Source organism: Corynebacterium sp., assembly GCF_043426755.1.
Taxonomy (GTDB): domain Bacteria; phylum Actinomycetota; class Actinomycetes; order Mycobacteriales; family Mycobacteriaceae; genus Corynebacterium.
The window spans coordinates 36615-57384 of sequence record NZ_JBHWRP010000099.1 but is presented as its reverse complement, the minus strand read 5'-3'; the positions used below and the strand labels follow the sequence as shown (position 1 = coordinate 57384).

Here is a 20770-nt window from a genome sequence, read left to right as displayed (position 1 = left end):
AGGTGCCTGTGACTTTCCCTGACGATATTCCGGTGCATCCGCACAAGGCCCCGGAATGGCTGGGTGACATCTCCCACGGGGCCGACATGGTCTCTTCCCGGCTGTCGAACCGCACGCCCACTCGCGGTGGTGAAAAGCAGGCAGCGGTGCTCATGCTCTTTTCTGGCGACCCAACAGCGACGTCCCTGCCGGATGACGCCGGTATCCTCTTAACGCACCGCACACCCACCATGCGCACGCACTCCGGCCAGATGGCGTTTCCCGGCGGCCGGATCGACCCGGATGACCTCGGGCCGGTGGATGCCGCCCTGCGCGAAGCTAATGAAGAGACCGGGTTGGACCCGGCGGCCGTCACCCCTGTGGCCACACTTGAGACCGTCAGCGTGCGCTCCAACGGCTACCCAGTCCACCCAGTGGTGGCCTACCAGCACGAACCCGCGGCCACGTGGCCTGCCAGCAAGCATGAGACCGATGATGTCTTCGACGCAAACCTGCACGAGCTTCTCGACGATGCCAACCGCATTGCTGTCGGCTGGCGGGGCTGGACCGGGCCCGCGTTTCGCGTAAACGGCTACCTGGTGTGGGGTTTTACAGCGGCGCTGCTCGACGGCATCTTCTCCGCGGCGGGATGGGAAAAGCACTGGGCGCATGAGCGGGTCTATGATCTAGGCGATGCGTTGGCCCAGTCCCGTAACGGTGAGCGTCATCGCTAACGATTCTTATATAGCGGCCCGGCATGAGTAGGATTGGCGATTGCTATGCCGAGTCCTCGCACCATTTTGAAGGGAAGCTAACCACGTGATTGCAGCGCTCATTGTCGATGTGATCATCGTAGTTATTGTCATCGTCGCTCTCATGGCCGGCTGGCGCCAAGGCGCCTTCGCATCGGTGATATCTGCGATAGGCATCATCGCAGGTCTGGTGATCGGACTGGCGGTCGCCCCGTTCATCGTGGAACTTGCCGACGCATCCGTGTGGCGCCTGCTCCTTCTCATCGCGGTGATCTTGCTGTTCGTCGGTTTAGGCAACCTCGTCGGTGCGACTATCGGTGCTGCGTGGCGCGATCGAATGCGCAAGGTGTCGTCGTTACGCCTCGACTCGTTCATCGGAGCGGTCCTGCAATCGCTTGCTGCAATCCTTGTGATCTGGCTGATTTCCATCCCGGTGGCGGCGAACGTGCCGGGCACCGCGGGGCAGGCGATCCGGAATTCTAAGGTGCTCAGCATCGTCGACGAGGCCGCACCCGCATGGGCCTCGCGCCTGCCTGCGCAGCTCTCAGCGCTTCTCGACGAGTCCGGCCTGCCTCCGCTTGTCAGTCCTTTCGACGCCGGTGCGCGCCAGCACGTCGACGCACCCGCCTCCTCTGCCGTTGATCCGTCCATGGTCGAGCGCTCGCGTGAATCCATTGTTCACGTGCGAGGCGAGGCCGAATCGTGCAGGCGTCGACTCATGGGTTCTGGCTGGGTCGTTGCGGATAACTACGTGATTACTAATGCCCACGTGGTGGCGGGCACGACCGAGGTCGTCCTGGAAACTGTGCTGGGCATGAAGCAGGCGAACGTGGTGTACTACAACCCGGACGTGGATATCGCTGTGTTGCGTTCCCCCGAGCTTGGTCTGAAGTCGCTGCCGGTCAGCGATGAGCTGGTGGAAACTGGCCAGGATACCGTGGTGATGGGCTTCCCACAGTCCGGTCCTTTTGAAGCGGCACCGGCGCGTGTACGTGATCGGATCACTATTGCCGGGCCGGATATTTACGCCACCGGGCGCGTGGAACGTGAGGCCTACACGGTACGTGGCACCATCCGCCAAGGAAACTCTGGCGGACCGATGACCACCACTGACGGCGAGGTGATCGGTGTGGTCTTCGGCGCGTCGGTCGATTCTTCGGATACCGGCTACGCATTGACCATTCGCGAAGTGAAGCAGCAGGTCGGCAACATCCAGGAGTTAACCACCCCGGTCGATACTCAGGAGTGCGTGTCCAGGTAGTCCAGGTACGTCGCGAGCGTCTCGACGAACGCCTCTGGCTGCTCCACGTGCGGGATATTTTTCGTTCCTGGAATACTTGTCTCGTCGACACGCGCGCGCACGCGCTGTCGTGAACGCTTGGTCACGTAGTCCCACAATTTTTGGGGCGGGTGAATCAGGAGGGTGGGGGCGTGGACTGTGGCATCGCCACCCGTCGGCAGCGGCAGCTTCGGAGTGAGAAGGCGGGAATTGTGCACAATATGGGGCAACGCGTTGCCGATGCTCGCTGCTTTGACGCGCAGGTCGAGGATCTCGTCGAAAAGCGGACTGCGTTGAAACTCTGGCGTGGTGTTCAGGACCAGCTCGCGGTGCCACACGGGGCGGTGCAGCCTAGTCAGGCGCTTCAGCAAACCCGATGGGAGGCGGCCGACAAAGATGCGGAGGGTCATCGGCATGAAATCCCACGGGCGGCGCGCGATGGAGGCGCGCAGGTCGGTGGGATGGGCAGCCGAAGCAGAAATCAGCGCGGCCGTGCGCTCTGGGTACTGCGCGGCGAATGCCCAAGCGACCGAACCGCCGGTGTCATGGCCGACGACGATGGCCTCCGAGTGGCCCAGCGAGGAGATCACGCCGGCCACATCACCGGTGGCAATCCGCATCTCATCACCTGGGGTGGTGGGCGGTTTATCGCTCATGCCGTAGCCGCGCATGTCTAAAGCCGCGACGTGGTAGCCGTGGGCCGCCAGGGGCGCGATGACATCTTTGAAGTCGAACCATCCGCCAAAGGTGCCGTGAATGAGCAACACGAGGGGGTTGGCGGGGTCGCCGGCTGTTGCCGTGTGCAGACGGATCCCACGGGCATGCACCATGCGGTGGGTGAAATCGCCGTCGAGTTTGACCACGTCAGGAGATGGTGCATAGCGGTGCATCGGTGCGTGGCCTCCTTCGTTCGACATGGGAAAACGCCCGCCACGCATGATGCGCGGTGGACGTTAACTAAGGGTACACGCCGATCGGAGGCATTGGGGCGCAGCCGGTTTAGGTGTACATGTGGGACTGGCCCTTTTCCAGGTTGTGCTGTGCCTTACCTGGTACCAAGTTCTTCATGTTTGAGACTGAATCGATGGTGCGCTGCGGCTTCTTAATGTCCTTGACCTTGCGCCAGCCAATCAAGGCCGCCACGGCTGCGATGACCAGCATGATGACGAAGACGATGAGGAATGCAGACCAGCGTGGCAGCCATACCGCCAGCAGCTCGGCGAGGAAGAAGAAAAAGAAGAAGGACGAGTACAAAGCGACGACGCCGGCCAGGCCAAACGCCCCACCACCGATAGCACCCTTCTTCACTTCGCCTGCGATCTCGGTCTTTGCGAGCTCGATTTCAGAGCGCACCAGCGTGGACATCTGCTCGGTGGCGTTGGACACCAGCTCTCCCAGCGAGCTTTCGCCCGGACGAGTCGAATCGACATCGCTCAGCGGAATCGAATTGACTTTGGCGGAGTAGGACTCCGAACCATCAGTGTAAAGACCTTTGTTGCTCACGGTGTAAACCTTCCTGGGGTGTCTGTGGTGGACACTGCAGTTTTGTATCTATTGTCTGGCAACCACAGTAGTCCCATCTTTTTCATAATGCTCGTCTGATTATTGCTACTGGGGGCTATTGTAGAGGATATGCCTGCTCACAGCCCACTTTCCCCCTACCTAGAGCTCGGCGAGGTTGCATCGCTTGTCGACGAAGCCACGTCCACAATCGCTCGCGCACACCGTCGCCCGGCGGCTTTGCGCAGGGCTGACGTGATCGTCAGCGAGTCCGTTCTGCGCGGCGCGAAGCTCTCAGCCATCCTCGACGGCGTGGAGATCGAAGAACACATCAGTCCGTACGCGGTGCTCTCGCCAGAAACCTCCGAGTCCACCGCCCGCACGTTCCGGCGCGCGCCTGTGCAAGTCTTCGCCCACCTCGACGTTGCCGCCGGCGGTCCGGGCTTTTCGCTTCTCGACGATGGCCCCGCCCGATTGCATGCCTTTGCGCGATTAGTGGGATCGGCCGGCGGTGACGGGCTGGTGCTCGCTGCGGTAATGCACCTGGAGATTCTGGGCCGGAAATTATTCGGCCCGCGCAGTGGCGTGGTGGCACGCGTGGCGGCGCGCTGTGCGCTGCTGACCAGTGGAGTGGACCCGTTGGGCATTGCGGTCCCAGAGACGTACATGCACCGCCATAAGGCAGACTACGCGGCCGTGACGCAGGGGTGGGCCACCGGCGAGGCCGCAGCCGTCACCGCTGGGTTGGAGTTCATGCTGCGGGCGTTTGCGGCCGGCGGGGTAGAGGCGGACGGGATTGCTGCGGCGGCCTGATCGTCGTTAAGCGGTATCTATGCGGTATCTTTGCGCAGGCGCTGAGCCACCCACACGCCACCGACCGTGATGGCGGCGATCCCCGCCAGAACGCCTGCCCCGATGGATACTTCCTTCGCGGACGGCGCGTGGAAGAGGGGCTCTGGGTTTTTGAACGTGTTAACTTCCCAGCCGTGCTCGAGAGCGTGTTTCTTCATCGCACGGTCCGGGTTGACGGCGACGGGATTGCCTACCTGCGCCAACATCGGGATGTCCGTGGCGGAATCCGAGTAGGCGTAGCTGTTTTCGAGGTCCAGGTTGTAGCGTTTGCTCAGCTCGACGATCGCATCAGCCTTGGCATCACCCTTCAGGTAGCGGGTGATATTGCCGGTGAAGTGGCCGTCTTTGACTTCCATTTCGGTGGCTACAACGTGTTCGATTCCAAGTTCCTTGGCGACCGGTTCGACCAGCTGGATCGCTGACGCCGAGATAATCACGATCTCGTGGCCAGCGGCTTTATGAAAAGCGATGAGTTCGCGTGCTTCCGTGTAGATAGCGGGAGTGACCACGCTGTGGATCGTCTCATCGGTGATGCGACGTACTTCTTCAACAGGCCAGCCGGCGACAAGCTGACTGAGCTGGTCGCGCGTCGAGTCCATCTCACTGCTGGTCATTCCCCCGAACATATAAGAAGTCTTGGCCAGGTACATTTCCAAGGCTTCTTGCTTACTGATCAGGCCGTTGTTCATGAATTCGCGGCCAAACGCGAAGGCGGAGGAGGTGGCGATGATGGTTTTATCAAGATCAAAAAACGCGGCGACGGGCCGCGCCTCAGACGCGGGTGAGGCGGCGCTGTTCTGGTGCATGGGCCTTAGTGTAGCCCCAACTGATACGGAAAGTTAAGTGACGGAAGTGAATATTGTGAATTCCGGCAATTTTTTGCGAGACATAAGCGCAGGTTAAGGTCGGTAAAGTAAAAATTCGTAGATTTGTGCTAATTTGCTCTTGTCAAAAATCCATAGCGTGTGCCATAATCGTCAGTGCATGGCCCCGATATACAGTGTGGCCTGCCCCGGCTCGCCCCCCGAGGCCGGGTTACTTGACGGCCCGCGCACACCCCCCCGAGGCGCGGGCCGTCCCTTATTTTTAACGGCGGCCTCCGCCGAGGAGACCTCCGAGAAGGTCCTTCAATACGGTGCCCATACTCTGTTCACTCGGCTCGCCCTGTGTGGACTGTTGGGGCTGGCTCCCAACCATCTGTTGCAAAATTTGCTGGAGCAAGCCGCCCTGATTGCGTGCGGATCCTGCGCTTTCAGTGCTCTCAGAGCTCTGCTGGAGGCGCCCAGACAGCCACGAGAGCGCCACCGGTGCCAGCAGCGGCAGGAGTTGGCGCACCAAGTTTGAACCACCAAAAGCCCCGCCGAGCTGCTGGGTGACGTGGTCTTTGTTCTGGCCGAAGATATGGGCGGCGATTTTATCGCCGTCTTCAGTGTCGATGTCGGCCACGCTGACGTCACCTTCAGCAAGCTTCGGGTCATGCTGCTGCACGGCGTCGGTCAACGAATCACGGCCAGCATCGTCTTCCGCATTCGCTCCCATGCCCATGAGCAAGGAGTTGAAGATCCCCTCGGCTGCGGTGCGCACAGTGTGGGGGTCCTCGCCTGTCTTTTTCGACAGTTCGTCATAGGGGAGCTTGGAAAGTAGTTCTTGAATAGCGTTTGCGTTTTTGGTCATGGTTATCAGCATATGCTGATTTCGTGCAACGCATCGTAGCGAAGTAATGCCGGCGTTCGGCGTCGCGTTATGTCAGAAACATTCACTTCGGCGAGGGGTTATCCACAGAATCTTGTTGACTTATCTACGGAAACGGCGAGTTATCCACAGCGTGAGAACGTGCTGCGTAAAGCATGTGTGGGTGCAGCATCATCACAGTCATGAGACCGAACACACCAGAGCACACACCGATGCTGGTCGCAGTAGAGGATCCGGCACTGCACCCCGAATCTCTCCACCTCGCAGCGGCGACCGGCAGGCCGATCGTCGATACGCGCGATCCAGCTACCGTGGCCAACCAATGGCCGCGAGCCCATGCGGTGATCATTGATGCTGCCACTGCGGCATCCTTGTCAGCACCATCGCGCCGCAATGGCGTTTACTTCGTCACGGCGGATGCTGCCGACATCGACTTTGAAGCAGCATTGCAGGTGCACGCAAGCGGGGTGTTTATTCTGCCTGCCCAGGCCGGTGAGCTGCTCGCGGCGATCGGCAAAGTGGCAGCTGCTGAAAGCTCTCCCGGTGCGTCGGAAAGCGGTGGCGCGAGTGTGCTGTCGCTGGTCGGGGCCGCCGGTGGGGCAGGCACATCGACCCTGTCTGCAGCCTTGGCGCGAACCGCAGGCCGCGGGCATGCGCCGGTACTCGTCGACGCCGGGCGTTACTCCGGCGGGCTGGATCTACTCCTCGGGATCGAAGAAGAGACGGGAGCGCGTTGGGGCGAAATCACGGTGGGGGACGGGGAAGTTCACCGTAATGACCTGCGCCGCGCACTGCCTGGCACAACAGACGACATTCGGGTGCTGACCAGCGTGCGCACCACCATCGACGATCCTTTTCAGATCACTGCCGAGGAGCTCGACGCGGTGCTTATGTCGCTGGGATCCACAGGTGTCACCGTGGTGGATACAGCACCCCTCCTGGTTCCCTCGCGCAGCACGTACGTGGTGGTTGTGGTGCCAGCTGAGATCCGTGCCGCTGCCACCGCTGCCCGGATTGTCGCTGAATGCCGTGCCGCCAGCCAGAACGTTGGCCTCGTGCTGCGCCACCGTGGATGGTCCGGGATTAGCGCAGACGAGCTGGAGAAAATTGCGCGTGCCGACGTAATCGCCGAGCTACCGCACATCGCCAAACTCACACGCACCTTAGAGACCACGGGTTTGCCACAGCGCCTCCCACGGGCTCTGTCAACGACGGCGAAAGCGATCTGGCAGGCGGTGGGACTGCCATGACATTAAGCCCTGACACACTGGAGCGAATCCAGCGCCGGCTCGCCGATACCGCAGAGAATATGGGCGGTGCTTCCACCAACGTCGATCCCGCCGAGTTGGCCAGAATCATCCGCGAGGAAGCGGTAGTGATCAGTGATGTCGACGTGCTGGAAACGATGCGTGCCCTGCGCCACGACACCCAAGGGCTGGGGGCACTCGAGGCCCTCGCGTCCCGGCCAGGAGTGACCGATATTTGTGTCAATGGGCCTGAGCAGGTGTTCATTGACTGCGGCCGTGGCCTGGAACTGACGGACCTCAGCTTCAGTAATGACGCCGAAGTTCGGCGTTTAGCTACCCGCCTTGCCAGCGCGTGCGGCCGCCGGCTCGACGATGCCCAGCCCTTCCTCGACGGCCACCTCACCAGACTTGACGGCACCTTGGTGCGCATCCACGCGGTCTTGGCCCCGCCAGCGGCCCAAGGCACCTGCATTTCGCTGCGCCTCCTGCGACATTCCACGACCACGCTCGATGACCTAGTTCGCCGGGGCAGTATCCCCGCTCAGGTAGTCGAGGTAGTGCGGGGCATCGTTCGTCGGCACGCATCATTCCTGGTGGTCGGCGGAACCGGCTCCGGCAAGACCACCCTGCTGGGCGCGATGCTGGCCGAAGTGCCTCACGACGAGCGGATCGTGGCTCTCGAGGACACTGTCGAACTCGCACCCGATCATCCGCACGTGGTGAACCTGACCACGCGCGGCTCCAATACGGAGGGCCGGGGCGCAATCACCATGAGCGACCTGTTGAAACAAACGCTGCGCATGCGGCCCGACCGGATTGTGGTGGGCGAGATTCGTGGCGCAGAAGTCGTCGATTTGCTGGCAGCGCTCAACACAGGGCACGAAGGTGGCGCAGGAACCGTGCATGCCAACTCCCTGGCCGAGGTCCCTGCGCGCATCGAAGCGCTCGGGGCGCTGGGAGGGCTGGAACCGGCAGCACTACACTCGCAACTGGCGGCCGCGGTGAAGGTGGTGCTGGTGATGAAACGCGGGCCCGGAGGAGCACGCAGTCTCGACCAGATCGGCCTGCTTTCCGGAACTCCTGTGTGTGCCACCGCCTGTTGGACTGCTGACGAGGGCCCGCTCGATGGCTTTGAGGAGCTCAAGCGCATCGCCGGGGTGAATACGCGATGACCGCGTTCTTATTCGCCGCGGGCCTGCTCGTGGCTCCCGGTGCGCCAGCCGGCAGGCTTGTTTCAACCAGGCGGGCGCTTTCGGTCCGGCACCTCATCACAGCGGGAGCCATCCTGGCCGCCGTGGTAGCGGTGGCCACGGACAAGGTCCTTGTCACAGTCGCTGTCACGCTCGCCGCGATGACCGGCTTATGGGTGCTCAATGACCGCCGTGAGCAAGGCCAACGGGCACGCGAACGCGAGGTCATCGCCGATTTCCTGGGGCACATGCTTGCCGATCTTCGCGCCGGTGCCACCATCGCCCACGCCTGCCACCACGCAGCATCGCGCGTGCCGACGAGCAGCCCACCCGACGTGCGGATCGCCATCACACGTGCCGACGCCTATGTACGCCGTGGTGGTTCCGGAGCAACGGCGTTCCTCGATGCCGAGGCCGAAGAGCTGCGGCGCCTGGGGAGTGTCTGGGCGCTGGCCGAAAATCACGGCATCCCGCTGGCCACGCTGCTGGAGAAAGCGCGGGACCGGATCGACACCGCTCAACGCCACCGCGCGGCCACACAATCCTCGCTGGCCGGGCCTCAGTCCACGGCGTTAGTACTGGCAGTGCTGCCGGTGGCAGGGATTGGGATGGGCATGCTGATGGGAGCCAATCCGGTGAAGTTTCTCACCACCACTTCTCTAGGCGGAGTGCTTCTTCTGGTCGGTACCGCGCTGACGTGTACCGGAATCCTGATCTCCCATGTGATCGTAGCGAGGGCCGCCGCATGACTTTTGCACTGATTGTCGCCGGCTTACTGGTACTGACAGCCCCGCGCCCTGCTGGGCGCCTGGCAGGGATTGCTCAGGGCAGCGAAGCCAGACGTTCCCAACGGAGCCAGGGCGCGACACCGCGCGACGGGCCCTGGGACCTCTTGGCCATAGCTGCTGATGTCGACCTGTTTGCCGCTTGCCTCCGGGCCGGCCAACCGGTCACCACAGCCGTCGCTGCGGTGTCTGCTACCCACACCAGTGCTTCTGACGCACTCGGGGACGCCTGGTCCACGGCCGCGGCCTTGAGCTCTCTCGGTGTCGAACCGGAACGGGCCTGGGCCCACGTCGCTGGTATTCCAGGGCTGTCTGATGTGGCTAGCTTGGTCGCATTATCCAGCACCACCGGTGCTGGATTGGCGCAGGGCTGCGAGCGAATCGCCGCCACACTGCGCGCACAGTGCGTGGACGAATCCACCGCTCGTGCCGAACGCGCCGGCGTGATGATTGCCATTCCGCTTGCGCTCTGTTTCCTACCCGCATTCTTCGTCCTAGGACTTGCCCCTGTGGTGATCAGCCTGGGATCGGAACTACTACCTACCTATTAATTACTCACTCACCCTACAAGGAGAATCATCATGAACACTTTTCTAACCCGCTCATACGTCCATTTTTACACTCGCTTTTACTCCCGCTTTCACGACTTGACCAGCAATGATCGCGGAATGTCGACAATCGAGTACGCCATGGGATCTTTAGCCGCGGCCGCCCTGGCAGCGGTGCTGTACATGGTGATCAATGGCAACGGGGTGGTTGATGCCATAGAAGGAATCATCACCGATGCTTTGAGTAACACACCAGGTAACTAGCGAGTACCTCATGAGCATCCGCACGCTAACTAATGACCGCGGTTCCGTCACCATCGAGGCCGCCTTATCGTTGGCCACACTGATGGTGGTCGCCGCGGGCATTGTTGCGGCGATCGCCACCATGGCTGCCCACATCAGCGCCATCGACATCGCCGGTGCCGCCGCGCGGGCCTATGCCATCGGGGTGGACTTCGATCCCGGAACCGCTGACGTGACCGTCCGCGAAGCCGGCGGCATCGTCGAAGTCACCGCCCGAATCCCAGCGGCCCTCGGCACTGCTGAGGCCACCGCTGCCTACCCGGTGGAGTATCGCTGATGCGCACTACCAACAACGTTCGCAGTGCTCGCAGTGTCCGCAGTGCTCGCAGTGTGCTTGCCGACGATTCTGGCGCCGCCACTGTGGCCTCCGCAGGTATCATCACGGCCGTGACAGCATTGTTACTGGTGGTTGCCGGTGCGGTGGGGCATGTGGTGGGCTCGCACCGCGTCCAGGTCGCAGCAGACCTGGCCGCGGTCGCGGGTGCGACAGCCTTGTACAACGGCCACAACCCGTGTGTCGTCGCGCGCCACACCGCAGAACTCAACAACGCGACCCTCACAACCTGTGAGACGATGGAAGCAGACGTCGTCGTCACGCTCACCATGCCCCTTGCTGAGGCAACCTCGCGCGCCGGGCCCCTCTGATTGGATCAAGGTCGTTAATCAATGGTCTTCTCGAGGCGAGCGTACTCATGCGCGCAGTCGGGACATTGCTCCAAGCCTTCTGTATCGCGGTGGCTGACGACATACATTCCGCAAAGAGCCCGTTTAGGTTCCCCACTATGCGTGGAATTTTCGATGTCGGTCTTGTGGAGATAGTGCGAATGAGGATCTTCAACGAGGGGAAGGATTTCTTCTTTAGCAATGGATTCTTTGAGCTTTGAGGCTTGCTCTTGCCAGAAGCCCTCTTCCTCGCAACAGTAGAACAACGAATTTGGCAACGCATCCCAGCGGTACAGCGGTGGATAAATCGCATTGAGGACGAAAGTCTGCAAATCCCAACTGAGTTTCAAATTTGCCCAACGTGAACGGATTGTAAAGCGAACTGAAACTTCAGCTAGGCCAGAAGTTTCATCGACAGCGATGAGGAAAGAAAGGACTTCGCGATCAGCTGGGGGAACCTTAGAAAAAGTCCCTTCGGGGAAGCTTAGTATCTTCACAGTGGGGTTACCCGACAAAGCAGATATAAGTCCAGCATGTACGGTGCGTTGAATATCAAGCTTCCACGCAAGATAAATAGCGTTCGTTTCTTCCGCGAGCAGGAGTTTGCGATCTAGAGCTGTAGGAAGGAGGGCAGCCGCCGTTTCCGGGGATTGGTGATGTCGCTCAATCTTCTTGTAGAAATCGTCATGATCTTTGTGCCCGCCTTTTGCGAGTCCAGCAGTTACGACCCATGCGGTTCCCGCGTCGTCCTTCCATACGCCACCGCGCCACTGTGAGTTCTTTATTTCGAAGAGAAGGTAGTGGAGAGCTGCTTTAATGGCACCTTCGTGATGATCTTCTGTTGAATTTCCGTTAAAACTCTCTGCAGCCTTGATCAGGATCGGGTGATCGAGCTCGGACAATCCATACACAGAGGCTTGGTCTTCCTCACAGCGGGACGCAAGATAGGAAAAACGCGCCTCCCCAAGGTCCTCTCGTAGGAGCCTGAGGGTGGGGCGGGCGCGCTTTGCGTTCATTTACTGAAGATTACATGAGATCCATTAGCTCGTTGAGGGTCTCAGTTTGATTCTTGGCATAGTTACTACGAGCTTCAGCGAACTGTTTTCGCGCGGCTTCTCGTTCTGACATAAATCGTGCAATAGCACTGTGTGGAATCCGCTTGTGTGTTCCTACCATTTCGCATTCTAGATCCCCTTCGCGGATGAGCTTATTCACAAAGCTGCGACTTACACCGAGGAGATCAGCGGTCTCAGTTGTCGAGAGGGGTTTGGCTGGAAAAGAGTAAAAGACTTCATCATTGCTCGCGTGGATAAGCCGGGAAAGTATCTCTCTTACAGCGGGACGCTCGGCGATATGAAGCAACTTGTCAAGTTCCGTCCGATCTGAATCGCTGATGGGTGCAGCATTGATAGCTCCGTGCATGAAGGTCCTTGAGGGCTAGTCGCGTATACGATCTAAGTGTTTTAAGTGATTTAACTGATTCGAGTTTATGTGGGTGAAGGGGCTTTAGCAAGGCCCGGAATTTATATCCGCCAGAACATCTTCGGTGAACGCGTCGCAGCTAGGGGTACTACCGCTACTAGTCGCGTGGCTGGCTAGCCGTCATCGTCACTAAAGCTCCCAGCAACTTCAGTGCCGCGGCTTTATCCAATGGCTGATTGCCGTTGCCACACTTGGGCGATTGCACGCACGACGGGCAGCCGGACTCGCACCCGCACGCCTGCACAGCCTCGAAGGTGGCGGTGATCCACTCGTGGAAGCGGGCAAAACCCTCGTCAGCGAAACCGGCCCCGCCAGGGTGCCCGTCATAAACAAACACTGTGGGCAACATGGTGTCCTGGTGCAACGCGGTCGAGACACCTCCAATGTCCCAGCGGTCGCAGGTGGCCAGCAAAGGCAACAACCCAATGGCAGCATGCTCAGCGGCATGCAGCGCGCCGGGGATCTCGCCGGTGGAAATGCCCATTGCTTCCAGTGCTTGCGGGTCGATCGTATAGGCCACGGCACGGGTGATCAAGGTCTGTTCCGGCAGGTCCAGGGGGACGTGCTCGCTCACGGTGCCGTCGGAAAGCCGCACCACGTATCCAGTGACGTGGTCGGTGACTTCCACATCCACGTTTGCCACCCAAAGCCCAGGCGAAAAGTTGATCAGGTGCTCGTCGTCAAGCTTGGTGGAAAGGATGCGGATATCCGTCGTCGAACGTGCCTGCGTGGAATAATCCACGGCTTCCGGCCTCGCCAGGGCCATGTAACCTTCCAGGTCAAGCTCCTCGATCACGTAGTACTCACCCTGGTGGATATACACCGCGCCGGCATGGACCTGGGCGCCCGCGCGGGCGGAATCGATGGTGCCCAACAGGCGGCCATCGGACATGTCGACGATCATGACTTCCTCGCCCGAACCCCCGCGCAAAGACACCGCAGAGTGCGCGGACTCAGGATTGATCTCGCCCTCTAGCTGGGGAACCGCGAACCAGCCGCGCGGGCGTTTGCGCAAGAAGCCGCGGGTGGTGAGATCGTGGACAACCTCGTGGGCGTCGAAGGCCTCTACATCGCGTGTGGTCAGTGGGGCTTCCACCGCTGCGCAATACATGTGCCCCCACAACACATAGGGGTTATGCGGGTTGAACACCGAGTTCTCCACCGGGCGCCCCAGCAAGGCCTCGGGGTGATTGACCAGATACGTATCCATTGGCTCGTCGCGCGCCACCATCACCACCACGGAGCCCTGGCCACGCCGACCCGCGCGGCCAGCCTGCTGGGTAAAAGACGCCACAGTACCGGGAAAGCCGGCCATCACCACGGCATCCAGCCCACCCACATCGATGCCCAACTCCAAGGCATTCGTCGTCGCGACACCCAGCAAGTCACCCTCATCCAACTTGCGCTCCAACGCGCGACGATCCTCCGCTAGATAACCCGCACGATACGACGCGATCCGGGAGGCAAAGTCCGCTCGCCCTGCAACAACAAGCTCCTCCGCAGCGCGCATAGCGACGATCTCCGCTGCGCGTCGGGACCGCACAAAAGTGAGCGTGCGCAACCCCTCCGCGACAAGTGCTGCCATGACCTCGGCGGCCTCGGTGGTGGTCGCACGGCGCACGGGGGCACCATGCTCGCCTTCGGCGCCCTCGATGAAACCGGGTTCCCACAGGGCCACGGTGCGCTCGCCGCGCGGGGCGGTGTCCTCGGTGATCGCCACGACCTCGCGCCCAATCAGCCGCGATGCCTGACCCGCCGGGTCAGCCGCCGTAGCAGATGCCAGTACCACTACAGGTGTCGCGCCATATAACCTGGCCACACGCAACAGCCGGCGCAGCACCAAAGCAACATTTGCGCCGAACACGCCGCGGTAGGTGTGGCACTCATCCACCACTATGAACTTCAGGTGGCGCAGAAACCGTGCCCATCGCTGGTGTGCCGCCAGCATGCCGGCGTGCACCATGTCCGGGTTGGAAAAGACAAAGCGGGTGGTCTCGCGGATCCCGGCGCGGGCCTCGGTGGGGGTGTCCCCGTCATAGGGTGCGGGATGTACTCCGGCGAGCTTCTCGACCTGGCGCACAAGGCGCTGCACGGCATGCAGCTGGTCGGAGCCCAAGGCCTTCGTTGGCGTTAGGTACAAGGCGCAGGCCGTGGGGTCTGTGGCTAGATGGCTGAGCACCGGAAGCAGGTAGCCCAGTGACTTTCCCGATGATGTCCCCGTCGAAATCACAACATCCCGCCCGGCCCAGGCGGCCTCGGCGCACTGGACTTGGTGCGAGTACAAGTGGTCCACGCCCTCGTCGATAAGCGACTGGCGAAGCCCCGGGTGCACCCATGTGGGCCACTCGTCGAAGCGTGCGCTGACCGGCTCGGTGGTGGCGACGTGCGTGAGCCGTGAGCTTGGGAAACGACGTGTGAGCTGGCCGATTATTTCGGATCCAAAATTCTTGGACATCTATCCTTCACCTTTTAGGGTGTAGTCAAACCTTGTATAAACGAACAATTATTACTTTTACCCTGTCAAAACCATGTCATTCGTGGCACACTGAAGGTGGTCGCAGATTCTGTGCGCGCCCACAAGGTGCTCGCGAAGGAACGTTATCCGCGGGCACCAGGTTTAATAGCTAGACCTGGTGATTCGGAAAGACCCGTCGCCGACAAAACGTCGGTGTCGTAACACTACCGGCAACCTACGAAAGGTCTACAAAATGGCTACCGGAACTGTCAAATGGTTCAACGCTGAAAAGGGCTTCGGCTTCATCGCTCCCGACGACGGATCCTCCGACGTCTTCGTCCACTACTCCGAAATCCAGGGCTCGGGCTTCCGCACCCTCGAGGAGAACCAGAAGGTCGAATTTGAGATCGGCGAGGGTGCCAAGGGCCCACAGGCACAGCAGGTAACTGCGCTTTAAGGTTTCGCTTAACGACGAACACCCGCGGGCTTGTACCGTGGGTGTTTTTCGTGGGGTGGAAAAGCTGCACCAGGTGGGGTGTGCTGTGACCTGCGGTTCTATATCTGATCGGTGCAGGATGGCGCCATCTTGCACCGATGTGCTACAAAGTGCCTGGTCGTGGGGGAGGGGACCTGGTGCGAGATTGCCGGGGTGGCTGGTTTTTCTTTCCGGGTTGATAATATTCAATTGAATGCTAGATTTGTTGTGTGACTAAACCTGCAGACATACTTGGCCTGGAAGAAGGGCGCCTCCGAGCGCGATGGATCTGTGTTGCCTTAGTCATTTTGCTGGTGCTGATGGCAGTGGCGGGAATCGCGTGGGGGTCGGTGGCTGTACCGATCGCTGATGTCATCGCCGTCATCCGCGCTAACCTCACTGGTGATACCGCCTCGCTGGACTCCGCCACCAATAACGCAGTGATCTGGGAAATTCGCACGCCGCGAGTCATCCTTGGTGCACTGGCCGGGGCGGGCCTGGCAGTCGCTGGCCTGATCATGCAGACGCTGGTGCGCAACGTGCTGGCGGACCCGTACGTAATCGGCATCAACTCCGGTGCAAGTAGTGGCGCGGCAGCAGCAATTCTTTTCGGTTTCGGGGCCGTGTTCGGCGATTTTGCACTCCAAGCCAGTGCTTTCGTCGGTGCGTTCCTTGCGTCTTTGCTCATCTTCTTCGTTGCACGCAGTCAGGGATCAATGACATCGATCCGGCTGCTCATGGCCGGTGTGGCGGTGGGGTATGCGCTGACGGCGTTGACCAACTTCATGGTCTTCGGTGCCGACACCGCTGAAGGCTCCCGCTCGGTCATGTTCTGGACGCTGGGCTCGCTAGGGCTAGCGAACTGGAACAGTGCGCTGGTTATGGTGGCTGTCGTCGTATTCGCCGTGTGCATCTTGCTCTGGCTGTGGTCCAGGCGCCTCGACGTCATGGCCATTGGCGATGAGACTGCCCTGACCTTGGGAATCAACCCCACCCGCTTCCGCATGATCTGCCTTGCCGTGATCTGTGTCCTGATCGGGTCGGTCGTGGCCATGGTGGGCAGTATCGGCTTCATCGGTTTGGTCGTTCCACACCTCGCGCGCCGCATGGTGGGCGGCAGCCACCGCTACACTATTCCGGTTTCCGCTCTTTTGGGGGCAATCTTGCTGCTCTTGGCAGATCTGGGTGCTCGTACTTTGTTGGCGCCGCAAGAGATTCCCATCGGCATCATTACGGCCTTGGTGGGCGCGCCACTCCTGCTTGTTCTTGTTCGTCGAATGTACTCGGCGAGCTAATAACTCAATTTCCACTCACTTCCCCTTCACACTGCACTTAAAACACAAGGAGAACATCAGTCATGAAACGTACCTACGCTAAGCGCCTAGCGGCCACGATCGTTGCATCGTCTTTGCTTCTAACTAGCTGTGCACAGGATGACTCTGCAGACCAAGGCACTGCTGCTAGCCAGAACGGCTCGACGACGAGCGCAGACTCGACCCAAGCGGAAGGCGCTTCCTCTGAGGACACAATCACCGTGGAGAACTGTGGCGACACCATCGAGCTTGAGGGTGTGCCGGAGCGCGTCACAATTCTGCACGTGCCAAACGTTCCCACCCTTGATGCACTGGGTGTCTTCGACGCAGTGACGGCCAAGGGCGGTGTCTTCCTGGATGAGTACTTCTCGGACGAGCTGAACGCGAAACTGGATCAGGTCGAGTCCCTGTCGGAGGAGCTTGCTCCTAACGGACACATTGAGATTTCGCGCGAGGAAGTCGTCGCAAGTAACCCCGACATCGTCATCGGTGAAACCACCAACGTAACCCCAGATACCCTCGCGCCTAATGGCATTCCCGTGATCTTGGAAGAAGGCGCCTGCGGCGGCCTCGAAGGCGACGCAAAGTGGGAGGACGTGAACACGCACATCGACCTGTACGCCACCATCTTTGACCGCGAAGAAGAGGGCGAGAAGCTGAAGGAGGAAACGCAGCAGCAAATCGACGAAGCGTTGGCCTCCGTGGATGAGACCGACCAGCTTTCTGCTGCAGTGTTGTACCCGACCATTGGTGGCGGCGTGACCTACGCGTACGGCCGCGGTTCCATGTCCCACCCGATCGTGGAAACTGCTGGCTTTGAGAATGTGTTCGCAGATGAAGCTGATCGCGTCTTCGAGGTCAACGCAGAGCAGATCGTCGACCGTTCGCCAGAGGTCATCGTCGCGCTGTACTCCGAGGGCGACCCAGAGGAAGTAGCCCAGGCAGTGCGTGATTTGCAAGGAGCAGAAACAATGCCTGCAGTGCAGGAAGACCGTATTATCGCCCTGCCGATTTTCTTCCTCGAGTACGCAAGCCTGCTGAACCTGGAGGGCCTGGAGCGTTTGTTGGATGAGGCACAGGCGTTCTAGATGCTTGCAGCGCGTGACGTACATGTCGCTTTTGGGGACCGGCCTGTCCTAAAGGGGATCGATCTGGATGTCCCGCGGCACGAGTTAACCGGGATTGTGGGCCCGAATGGGTGTGGCAAGACAACCTTGTTGCGCACCTTTTATGGGACCCAAGCCCCGGATTCCGGAACTGTCGAAGTCGACGGCAAAGATATTTCCCACTGGACCCGGAAGGAACTAGCGCAAAAGCTTGCCGTGGTGGTCCAGGAAACAGTGTCCGAAATCCCGGTCACGGTTGCCGAACTGGTGTTGCTGGGCCGGCTTCCGCACCAGCGTTTCTCGTCGACACCGTCCGAGGAAGACCAGGAGATCGTCGAAGGGGTTCTGCGTCATGTCGGCCTCATCGAGAAGGCTTCGCATAATTTCGCGCAGCTTTCAGGCGGTGAGCGTCAAAGAACGCTCATTGCACGTGCGATGGCGCAGGATGCCGAGTTCATGGTCTTGGATGAGCCGACCAACCACCTAGATATCCGTTTCCAGCACGAAGTCTTGGCGCTCGTTGCAAATAATGAGACGGGAGGATTGGTGGTGCTGCATGACCTCAACCTCGCTGCCAGATATTGCGATCGCATCGTCGTCATGAACGCGGGCAAGGTTGTGGCCGACGGGACGCCGCAGGAGGTCCTCATCCCGGAGATCATCGAGCCTGTGTACGACATCTCAATGTCACGCTTCGAGGATGCCGAGGGAGTACACCTCACGTTCAGGCTCCCGGACTAAGAACCAAAAGCATAGATAAGGAACAGAAGAAGATTTTGAACCCGATTCAAACCCAGCTCGACCGCTACTGGAACCAGAGGGCTCGAAGCTATCACGCTGATCAAATGGCTCAGCAGCGCGAGGACATTGAGCACGAGATCTGGGTGTCCTACATGCGCCGAGTCTTGCCCGACCCGCCTGGGCGGGCGCTCGACGTCGGCACCGGCACTGGTTATATCGCCATGCTTATCGACGAGCTGGGGTGGGATACCGTGGGAATCGATACCTCGCCGGGGATGCTCGACTGTGCTCCCTCTGTTGATGGCGGGCCCCGATTTGCGCGAGGCGACGCAGTCGAGGACTGTGGAAATTTCGGAACCTTTGATCTGGTGATCAATCGTTACCTGATGTGGACTCTGGCCGAGCCGCTGGAAGCGGTCCGCAGGTGGCGGGACGTGCTCCGCCCCGGTGGTCAGATCGTGATCATCGACGCGCACCATTTCCCCGCTGGCCTCGAGACAATTGAGAAGAACTCCTCTGGGGAGGGGACCAGCGCTTTCTCCACCTTCTACAACCGTGATGTGGTCTCTCACCTGCCTCTGGCGCTGGCCCGCAGCGTCGATGAGTACACCGCGGTTTTTAAAGAAGCAGGTTTTGGCAACGTGACGGTGACTCCGGTTCCGGAGATCGTCGACATGTGGAAGGAGATCGGGGTTCCGCAAGGGCATGACCTGGTGGAGCCATTCATCATCGTGGCTTCCTAACGACGACGGAAGAGCAGCACCGCCAGCAACCCCGCGACCGCTGCCACCCCGATCAGCACGGCAACTGAGGCGAGGGAGAACCCCTCGCCTTGCCAGGCTGCGTCGACAAGCCCTGCCATGTGGTACGAGGGTGAAAACTCGAAGAGCCTTTGCACGGTGTCGGACAGCGCCGCCACCGGGATGAACGCCCCCGAGGTGAGCATGAGCAGGATCATGAGCATGTTTCCGATCCCGGTCGCGGCACCGGGGCTGGGCATGAGTGCGGATAGCGCGTAGCCGACGGCCAGCATTGTCACCATCGCCAAAGCGATCGCGCCGACGAGCCCAAGAAGGTTCTGCGGGGCCTCGACATCGAAGACGATGAGTGCAACGAGCAGGGTGAGCACGGGGCCGATGATTCCCGAGACAAAATGCACCGTCATGTCCGAAGCAAGATAGGTGGATGGCTTCAGCGGCGTCATCTTCAGCCTGGTCAGAGCACCGGTGGTGAGCAGTAACGCCTGAGCCTGCGGGAGGACGGTCGCGCCGATGATCAAGATCGACATCACCATGATCCCGGGCGTCATGTTGTCGATCGGGCCCCGGCCGCCAAATTCAGGCGTGGGCTCATTGCCGAAGATTAGGCCGAGGAACAGGAGGAGTGCGGGGGAGAAGATGATGAGGAAAAAGAACCCAACGGGTTCGCGGAATTGCGACTTCAGCAAGGCTGTAGTGAGGGCGCGGTAGGCACGCATTAGCTTGCCACCTCCTCGGTGGTAGCGCTGTCACGGCCGGTGAGGTGAAGGAAAACATCCTCCAGTGTCGGCGGATCAATGCGCAGCTCTGTCAGGCGGTCGCCGGCGGTGATAACGCGTTCGGCAAGGCGCTCAGCGAAGTCTCCGGTGCCGGTCACGCGCAGGGAATCGTCGAGGCGCTCGATAGTGGTGACGCCGGGGATCGCGACGAGGTCATCGTCGTTAAGCGATATGTCCGAGGAGAGCGTGACTGTGGCGGCCGGGGCGAATCGCTCGATCAGCTCGGCTGGGCTGCCCTCGGCGAGGATGCGGCCGGTGTCAAGGATGGCTACTCGGTCGCAGAGTTTCTCCGCCTCCTCCATGGAATGGGTGGTTAGGACGATGGTGCGGCCGTCGGCGCGAAGCGAGCGCAGGATGTCCCAGATCGAGTGTTTGATGTGCGGGTCCAAGGCGGAGGTGAGCTCGTCGAAAAGCAGCAATTCCGGGTCATGGATCAGCGCTAGCGCGATGAACACCCGCTGGTGCTGCCCGCCTGAGAGCGATTCGACGCGCGCATCCGCCTTCTCTGTCAGGGAGAGGGCCGCGATCAGCTCTTCCGGGTCGCGGGCGGCCGGATAGAGCGCGGCGAAGAGGTGGATCGTCTCGCGTACCGTCAGCCGTGGCAGGGAGGTTGATTCTTGGTGCTGGCTGCCCAGACGACGAACGAGCTCGGCGTGGTCGCGGATCGGGTTGAGGCCGAGCACCTCGACGCTGCCTGAGGTGGGGGTGTCTAAGCCTTGGATCTGGTTGAGTAACGTGGTCTTGCCGGAGCCGTTGGGGCCCAGCAGGCCGAAGATCTGGTGGGGCTCGACTGTGAGGGTGACATCGTCGAGGGCGACGTGGTCACGGAAGACGCGGCGAACGTGGGAGCAGGTGATCGCTGCCATGGTTC

24 protein-coding genes are annotated in these 20770 nt (G+C 60.6%); 15 read left to right on the top strand and 9 right to left on the bottom strand.

Going from position 1 to position 20770, the window contains the following annotated elements; genetic code table 11:
- The first annotated feature begins 8 nt into the window (after nt 1-8).
- Nucleotides 9-713 carry an NUDIX hydrolase gene (locus ACHFGA_RS10575; RefSeq protein WP_394282342.1) on the top strand — a complete coding sequence of 235 codons (705 nt, stop codon included), beginning with the start codon at nt 9-11 and terminating at the stop codon, nt 711-713.
- Between the two features lie 85 nt (nt 714-798).
- Nucleotides 799-1992, top strand: coding sequence for a MarP family serine protease (locus ACHFGA_RS10570; protein ID WP_394282341.1), 1194 nt, complete (start codon nt 799-801; stop codon nt 1990-1992).
- Here ACHFGA_RS10570 and ACHFGA_RS10565 read toward each other — a convergent pair.
- Nucleotides 1971-2900, bottom strand: coding sequence for an alpha/beta fold hydrolase (locus ACHFGA_RS10565; RefSeq protein WP_394282340.1), 930 nt, complete (start codon nt 2898-2900; stop codon nt 1971-1973). The two genes, ACHFGA_RS10570 and ACHFGA_RS10565, sit on opposite strands and share 22 nt — an antisense overlap.
- A gap of 109 nt (nt 2901-3009) precedes the next feature.
- On the bottom strand, nt 3010-3513 hold the full coding sequence (locus ACHFGA_RS10560) for a phage holin family protein (protein ID WP_394282339.1): 504 nt from the start codon (nt 3511-3513) through the stop codon (nt 3010-3012).
- A gap of 129 nt (nt 3514-3642) precedes the next feature.
- Here ACHFGA_RS10560 and ACHFGA_RS10555 point away from each other — a divergent pair, with 129 nt between their 5' ends.
- Nucleotides 3643-4323 (top strand): hypothetical protein, encoded by a 681-nt coding sequence (locus ACHFGA_RS10555; RefSeq protein WP_394282338.1) that lies wholly within the window; start codon nt 3643-3645, stop codon nt 4321-4323.
- A 17-nt stretch (nt 4324-4340) separates the two neighbouring features.
- Here ACHFGA_RS10555 and ACHFGA_RS10550 read toward each other — a convergent pair whose 3' ends face one another.
- Nucleotides 4341-5168, bottom strand: coding sequence for an HAD family hydrolase (locus ACHFGA_RS10550; RefSeq protein WP_394282337.1), 828 nt, complete (start codon nt 5166-5168; stop codon nt 4341-4343).
- 280 nt (nt 5169-5448) lie between these two features.
- The gene (locus tag ACHFGA_RS10545) at nt 5449-6036 is read right to left on the bottom strand and encodes a DUF937 domain-containing protein (RefSeq protein ID WP_394282336.1); all 588 of its coding nucleotides are present in this window, start codon (nt 6034-6036) and stop codon (nt 5449-5451) included.
- A gap of 200 nt (nt 6037-6236) precedes the next feature.
- On the opposite strand from ACHFGA_RS10545, the gene ssd reads away from it, so the two are divergent.
- The 7 genes from ssd to ACHFGA_RS10510 are packed head-to-tail and all read left to right on the top strand — an operon-like array spanning nt 6237 to nt 10772.
- Complete coding sequence (gene ssd / locus ACHFGA_RS10540; RefSeq protein ID WP_394282335.1) at nt 6237-7304, top strand: septum site-determining protein Ssd; 1068 nt, start codon at nt 6237-6239, stop codon at nt 7302-7304.
- Complete coding sequence (locus ACHFGA_RS10535) at nt 7301-8473, top strand: TadA family conjugal transfer-associated ATPase (protein ID WP_394282334.1); 1173 nt, start codon at nt 7301-7303, stop codon at nt 8471-8473. Before ssd ends, ACHFGA_RS10535 begins: the two co-directional genes overlap by 4 nt.
- Nucleotides 8470-9240: a type II secretion system F family protein gene (locus ACHFGA_RS10530; RefSeq protein WP_394282333.1), complete on the top strand. Its 771-nt coding sequence runs from the start codon at nt 8470-8472 to the stop codon at nt 9238-9240. Before ACHFGA_RS10535 ends, ACHFGA_RS10530 begins: the two co-directional genes overlap by 4 nt.
- Nucleotides 9237-9827: a type II secretion system F family protein gene (locus ACHFGA_RS10525; protein ID WP_394282332.1), complete on the top strand. Its 591-nt coding sequence runs from the start codon at nt 9237-9239 to the stop codon at nt 9825-9827. Before ACHFGA_RS10530 ends, ACHFGA_RS10525 begins: the two co-directional genes overlap by 4 nt.
- A gap of 30 nt (nt 9828-9857) precedes the next feature.
- Nucleotides 9858-10088: a DUF4244 domain-containing protein gene (locus ACHFGA_RS10520; protein WP_394282331.1), complete on the top strand. Its 231-nt coding sequence runs from the start codon at nt 9858-9860 to the stop codon at nt 10086-10088.
- Between the two features lie 10 nt (nt 10089-10098).
- Entirely contained in the window at nt 10099-10404 is a 306-nt protein-coding gene (locus ACHFGA_RS10515; protein ID WP_394282330.1) for a hypothetical protein, read from the top strand.
- Nucleotides 10404-10772: an Rv3654c family TadE-like protein gene (locus ACHFGA_RS10510; protein ID WP_394282329.1), complete on the top strand. Its 369-nt coding sequence runs from the start codon at nt 10404-10406 to the stop codon at nt 10770-10772. Before ACHFGA_RS10515 ends, ACHFGA_RS10510 begins: the two co-directional genes overlap by 1 nt.
- 14 nt (nt 10773-10786) lie before the next feature.
- Here ACHFGA_RS10510 and ACHFGA_RS10505 read toward each other — a convergent pair whose 3' ends face one another.
- The 3 genes from ACHFGA_RS10505 to ACHFGA_RS10495 all read right to left on the bottom strand — a co-directional run bounded on the left by ACHFGA_RS10505 (nt 10787) and on the right by ACHFGA_RS10495 (nt 14727).
- Nucleotides 10787-11806: a DUF3039 domain-containing protein gene (locus ACHFGA_RS10505; protein WP_394282328.1), complete on the bottom strand. Its 1020-nt coding sequence runs from the start codon at nt 11804-11806 to the stop codon at nt 10787-10789.
- A 10-nt stretch (nt 11807-11816) separates the two neighbouring features.
- Nucleotides 11817-12212, bottom strand: coding sequence for a helix-turn-helix domain-containing protein (locus tag ACHFGA_RS10500; RefSeq protein WP_394282327.1), 396 nt, complete (start codon nt 12210-12212; stop codon nt 11817-11819).
- A 157-nt stretch (nt 12213-12369) separates the two neighbouring features.
- Nucleotides 12370-14727: a DEAD/DEAH box helicase gene (locus ACHFGA_RS10495; RefSeq protein WP_394282326.1), complete on the bottom strand. Its 2358-nt coding sequence runs from the start codon at nt 14725-14727 to the stop codon at nt 12370-12372.
- Nucleotides 14728-14980: 253 nt separating this feature from the next.
- On the opposite strand from ACHFGA_RS10495, the gene ACHFGA_RS10490 reads away from it, so the two are divergent.
- The 5 genes from ACHFGA_RS10490 to ACHFGA_RS10470 all read left to right on the top strand — a co-directional run bounded on the left by ACHFGA_RS10490 (nt 14981) and on the right by ACHFGA_RS10470 (nt 19105).
- Nucleotides 14981-15184: a cold-shock protein gene (locus ACHFGA_RS10490; RefSeq protein WP_018581751.1), complete on the top strand. Its 204-nt coding sequence runs from the start codon at nt 14981-14983 to the stop codon at nt 15182-15184.
- 248 nt (nt 15185-15432) lie between these two features.
- A complete protein-coding gene (locus tag ACHFGA_RS10485; protein WP_394282325.1) occupies nt 15433-16497 on the top strand; it encodes a FecCD family ABC transporter permease in 1065 nt (354 codons plus the stop codon).
- A 62-nt stretch (nt 16498-16559) separates the two neighbouring features.
- Entirely contained in the window at nt 16560-17603 is a 1044-nt protein-coding gene (locus ACHFGA_RS10480) for an ABC transporter substrate-binding protein (RefSeq protein WP_394282324.1), read from the top strand.
- A complete protein-coding gene (locus ACHFGA_RS10475; RefSeq protein ID WP_394282323.1) occupies nt 17604-18362 on the top strand; it encodes an ABC transporter ATP-binding protein in 759 nt (252 codons plus the stop codon).
- 104 nt (nt 18363-18466) lie between these two features.
- Complete coding sequence (locus ACHFGA_RS10470; protein ID WP_394282322.1) at nt 18467-19105, top strand: class I SAM-dependent methyltransferase; 639 nt, start codon at nt 18467-18469, stop codon at nt 19103-19105.
- Here the strand turns inward: ACHFGA_RS10470 and ACHFGA_RS10465 are convergent.
- Nucleotides 19102-19839 (bottom strand): ABC transporter permease, encoded by a 738-nt coding sequence (locus ACHFGA_RS10465; protein ID WP_394282321.1) that lies wholly within the window; start codon nt 19837-19839, stop codon nt 19102-19104. The genes ACHFGA_RS10470 and ACHFGA_RS10465 overlap by 4 nt on opposite strands.
- Nucleotides 19839-20765, bottom strand: a complete 927-nt coding sequence (locus ACHFGA_RS10460) for an ATP-binding cassette domain-containing protein (protein ID WP_394282320.1) — start codon at nt 20763-20765, stop codon at nt 19839-19841. Before ACHFGA_RS10460 ends, ACHFGA_RS10465 begins: the two co-directional genes overlap by 1 nt.
- Between the last annotated feature and the right edge of the window lie 5 nt (nt 20766-20770).

Excerpts from the sequence above, each read along its gene's own strand:
- ACHFGA_RS10565 (WP_394282340.1), bottom strand. The coding sequence starts at position 2,900 with ATGCACCGCTATGCACCATCTCCTGACGTGGTCAAACTCGACGGCGAT.
- ACHFGA_RS10555 (WP_394282338.1), top strand. The coding sequence starts at position 3,643 with ATGCCTGCTCACAGCCCACTTTCCCCCTACCTAGAGCTCGGCGAGGTT.
- ACHFGA_RS10550 (WP_394282337.1), bottom strand. The coding sequence starts at position 5,168 with ATGCACCAGAACAGCGCCGCCTCACCCGCGTCTGAGGCGCGGCCCGTC.
- ACHFGA_RS10545 (WP_394282336.1), bottom strand. The coding sequence starts at position 6,036 with ATGACCAAAAACGCAAACGCTATTCAAGAACTACTTTCCAAGCTCCCC.
- ssd (WP_394282335.1), top strand. The coding sequence starts at position 6,237 with ATGAGACCGAACACACCAGAGCACACACCGATGCTGGTCGCAGTAGAG.
- ACHFGA_RS10535 (WP_394282334.1), top strand. The coding sequence starts at position 7,301 with ATGACATTAAGCCCTGACACACTGGAGCGAATCCAGCGCCGGCTCGCC.
- ACHFGA_RS10530 (WP_394282333.1), top strand. The coding sequence starts at position 8,470 with ATGACCGCGTTCTTATTCGCCGCGGGCCTGCTCGTGGCTCCCGGTGCG.
- ACHFGA_RS10525 (WP_394282332.1), top strand. The coding sequence starts at position 9,237 with ATGACTTTTGCACTGATTGTCGCCGGCTTACTGGTACTGACAGCCCCG.
- ACHFGA_RS10520 (WP_394282331.1), top strand. The coding sequence starts at position 9,858 with ATGAACACTTTTCTAACCCGCTCATACGTCCATTTTTACACTCGCTTT.
- ACHFGA_RS10515 (WP_394282330.1), top strand. The coding sequence starts at position 10,099 with ATGAGCATCCGCACGCTAACTAATGACCGCGGTTCCGTCACCATCGAG.
- ACHFGA_RS10510 (WP_394282329.1), top strand. The coding sequence starts at position 10,404 with ATGCGCACTACCAACAACGTTCGCAGTGCTCGCAGTGTCCGCAGTGCT.
- ACHFGA_RS10505 (WP_394282328.1), bottom strand. The coding sequence starts at position 11,806 with ATGAACGCAAAGCGCGCCCGCCCCACCCTCAGGCTCCTACGAGAGGAC.
- ACHFGA_RS10500 (WP_394282327.1), bottom strand. The coding sequence starts at position 12,212 with ATGCACGGAGCTATCAATGCTGCACCCATCAGCGATTCAGATCGGACG.
- ACHFGA_RS10495 (WP_394282326.1), bottom strand. The coding sequence starts at position 14,727 with ATGTCCAAGAATTTTGGATCCGAAATAATCGGCCAGCTCACACGTCGT.
- ACHFGA_RS10490 (WP_018581751.1), top strand. The coding sequence starts at position 14,981 with ATGGCTACCGGAACTGTCAAATGGTTCAACGCTGAAAAGGGCTTCGGC.
- ACHFGA_RS10480 (WP_394282324.1), top strand. The coding sequence starts at position 16,560 with ATGAAACGTACCTACGCTAAGCGCCTAGCGGCCACGATCGTTGCATCG.
- ACHFGA_RS10475 (WP_394282323.1), top strand. The coding sequence starts at position 17,604 with ATGCTTGCAGCGCGTGACGTACATGTCGCTTTTGGGGACCGGCCTGTC.
- ACHFGA_RS10470 (WP_394282322.1), top strand. The coding sequence starts at position 18,467 with ATGGCTCAGCAGCGCGAGGACATTGAGCACGAGATCTGGGTGTCCTAC.
- ACHFGA_RS10465 (WP_394282321.1), bottom strand. The coding sequence starts at position 19,839 with ATGCGTGCCTACCGCGCCCTCACTACAGCCTTGCTGAAGTCGCAATTC.
- ACHFGA_RS10460 (WP_394282320.1), bottom strand. The coding sequence starts at position 20,765 with ATGGCAGCGATCACCTGCTCCCACGTTCGCCGCGTCTTCCGTGACCAC.